Origin of the sequence: Streptacidiphilus neutrinimicus (assembly GCF_000787815.1) — a bacterium.
Taxonomy (GTDB): domain Bacteria; phylum Actinomycetota; class Actinomycetes; order Streptomycetales; family Streptomycetaceae; genus Streptacidiphilus; species Streptacidiphilus neutrinimicus.
This window is the reverse complement of sequence record NZ_BBPO01000064.1, coordinates 35,797-38,773: the sequence shown is the minus strand read 5'-3', so window position 1 is coordinate 38,773 and position 2,977 is coordinate 35,797. Positions and strand designations below refer to the sequence as shown.

The 2,977-nt window shown below is 75.3% G+C and carries 1 protein-coding gene; it reads right to left on the bottom strand.

Features of this window, described 5'->3' with window-relative positions; all coding sequences use genetic code 11:
* Positions 1-2,977: type I polyketide synthase (locus tag TR48_RS29995; protein ID WP_152628265.1), on the bottom strand; the 2,977-nt coding region annotated here is incomplete at both ends.

Sequence of the window (2,977 nt, the reverse complement as noted above, 5' to 3'; positions counted from 1 at the left end):
CCGCCCATCCCGGCTCGCTGGCTGCCCTGGCCGGTGAACAGGAACGCCGTCCGGCCCGCCACGCCGGCAGTGCCGAGCACCGCGTCAGCGGTCGGCTCACCGGCCGCCAGCGCGGCCAGGGCGCGGACGAAGTCCTCGCGCTCCCCGGCGACGAGCACCGCACGGTTCTCCAGCGTCGCCCGGCCGGTCGCCAGCGAGTAGGCCAGGTCGATCGTGGTCGGCCGGGCATCCGGGTCGAGGTGCGTGAGGTGGGTGAGCAGGGCTCGTGCCTGCTCGCGCAGGGCCTTCTCGCCGCGCGCCGAGAGGACCCACGGCTGGACGGCGGCCATCGGCGCCTCGGCGGCCTCGACTGCGGCGGCCTCGACGCCGGCGGCCTCGACGCCGGGGGCCTGCTCGATGATGGTGTGGGCGTTGGTGCCGCTGAAGCCGAAGGACGACACCCCGGCTCGGCGCGGCGCACCGTTCTCCGGCCAGGCGCGCTCCTCGGTGAGCAGCTCGACCGCGCCGGCCGTCCAGTCGACGTTCGCGGAGCGCTCGTCCGCGTGCAGGGTGCGGGGCAGCACGCCGTGGCGCATCGCCATGACCATCTTGATGATGCCGCCGACGCCGGCCGCCGCCTGGGTGTGGCCGATGTTGGTCTTCAGCGAGCCCAACCAGAGCGGTTCGTCCTCGGCGCGGTCCTGGCCGTAGGTGGCCAGCAGCGCGTGCGCCTCGATCGGGTCGCCCAGCGGGGTGCCGGTGCCGTGGGCCTCGACCACGCTCACCTGGTCGGCCGTCAGTCCGGCGTCCTGGAGGGCTTGGCGGATCACCCGCTGCTGCGAGGGACCGTTGGGGGCGGTCAGGCCGTTGCTGGCGCCGTCCTGGTTGATCGCCGAACCGCGCACGATCGCGAGCACCGGGTGACCGTTGCGGCGGGCGTCGGAGAGCCGCTCGACGAGCAGCATGCCCGCGCCCTCGGCCCAGCCGGTGCCGTCCGCACCGGCGGAGAACGCCTTGCAGCGCCCGTCGGAGGCCAGGCCGCGCTGGCGGCTGAAGTCGATGAACGCCTCGGGCGTCGCCATGACGGTCGCGCCACCGGCGAGTGCCATCGTGCACTCGCCCTGCCGCAGCGCCTGCACCGCGAGGTGCAGGGCGACCAGCGAGGAGGAGCAGGCGGTGTCGACGGTGACCGCCGGGCCCTCCAGACCGAGGGTGTAGGCCACGCGACCGGACGCGACGCTGCCCGCGGTACCGGTGCCGAGGTAGCCCTCGACGCCGTCCGGGAGCTCGCTGATCCGGGTGGCGTAGTCGTGGTACATCACACCCGCGAAGACGCCGGTGCGGCTGCCCTTGAGCAGGGCCGGGTCGATGCCGGCGCGCTCGATGGCCTCCCAGGAGACCTCCAGCAGCAGGCGCTGCTGCGGGTCCATCGCGACGGCCTCGCGCGGCGAGATGCCGAAGAACTCCGGGTCGAACAGACCCGCGTCGTGCAGGAAGCCGCCCTCGCAGGAGTACGAGGTGCCCGGGTGGTCCGGGTCCGGGTGGTAGAGGTTCTCCACGTCCCAGCCGCGACCGGCCGGAAAGCCGGAGATCGCGTCGCCGCCACCGCGGACCAGTCGCCACAGGTCGTCCGGCGACTCCACGCCGCCGGGGTAGCGGCAGGCCATGCCGACGATCGCGATCGGGTCGTCCGCGACCTGGGTCGTCACCGATCGGGTGGTGGCGGCGACGGGGGCGGCGCCGACGATGCGGCCGCGCAGGTACTCCGCGAGCGCGGCGGGGGTCGGGTAGTCGAAGATCAGGGTGGGCGGCAGGCGCAGCCCGGTGGCCGAGTTGAGCGCGTTGCGCAGCTCGACGGAGGTCAGCGAGTCGAAGCCGAGGTCCTTGAAGGCGCGACCGGCCTCGATCACCTCGGACGAGGCGTGGCCCAGCACGGCGGCCACCCGCACCCGCAGGACCTCCAGCAGCTCACGGTCCAGCTCGGCCTCGGAGAGGCCGGCCAGGCGGCGCATGAGCTCCGAGCCACCGCCGGTGTCGGCCAGCGCGGCGCGGCGGACGGGGGTGCGGACCAGGCCGCGCAGCAGGACGGGCAGGGTGCCTGCGGCGGCGCGGGAGCGCAGCGCGCCCAGATCGACGCGCATCGGGACGAGGGCGGCGTCGCCCAGGCCGACGGCGGTGTCGAGCAAGGCCAGGCCCTCGGCGTCGGCGAGGCCGGGCATGCCGTCGCGTGCCAGGCGCTGGAGGTCGGCGGCGTCCAGGGTGCTCGCCATGCCGCCCTCGGCCCACGGGCCCCAGGCGAGCGAGACCGCGGGCAGGCCGAGCTGGGCCCGGTGGGCGGCCAGCGCGTCCAGGAAGGCGTTCGCGGCAGCGTAGTTGGCCTGGCCCGCGCCGCCGAGGACGGCGGCGTTCGAGGAGAAGAGGACGAAGGCGGCCAGGTCGAACCCGGACGTCAGCTCGTGCAGGTGGAGCGCGGCGTCGACCTTTGGCCGCAGCACCGCGTCGACGCGGTCGGGCGTGAGCGAGGAGACGACGCCGTCGTCCAGGACGCCCGCGGTGTGCACGACGGCGGTGAGTGGACGGTCCAGCGAGCCGAGCAGGTCGGCGAGCGCCGCACGGTCGGCCACGTCGCAGGCCGCCAGCGTCACGGTGGCGCCCAGCTCGGCCAGCTCGTCGGCCAGGTCGGCGGCGCCGGGGGCGTCGGCGCCGCGCCGGCTGGTGAGCAGCAGGTGTCGCGCGCCGTGCTCGGCGACCAGGTGGCGAGCGGCGACGGCGCCCAGGGCGCCGGTGCCGCCGGTGATCAGGACGGTCCCGTCCGGGTCCAGTCGCCAGGCGGTCCCGTCCTGCGAGGTCAGCGCCTCGTCGACGGCGACACGGGCCAGGCGCGGCACGTAGCAGTCACCCTGACGGATAGCCAGCTCTGGCTCGCCGCCTGCCAGGGCGGCAGCCACCGACGCGGCCGGGACATCGGCCGGGTCCAGGTCGAGCAGCACGAACCGTT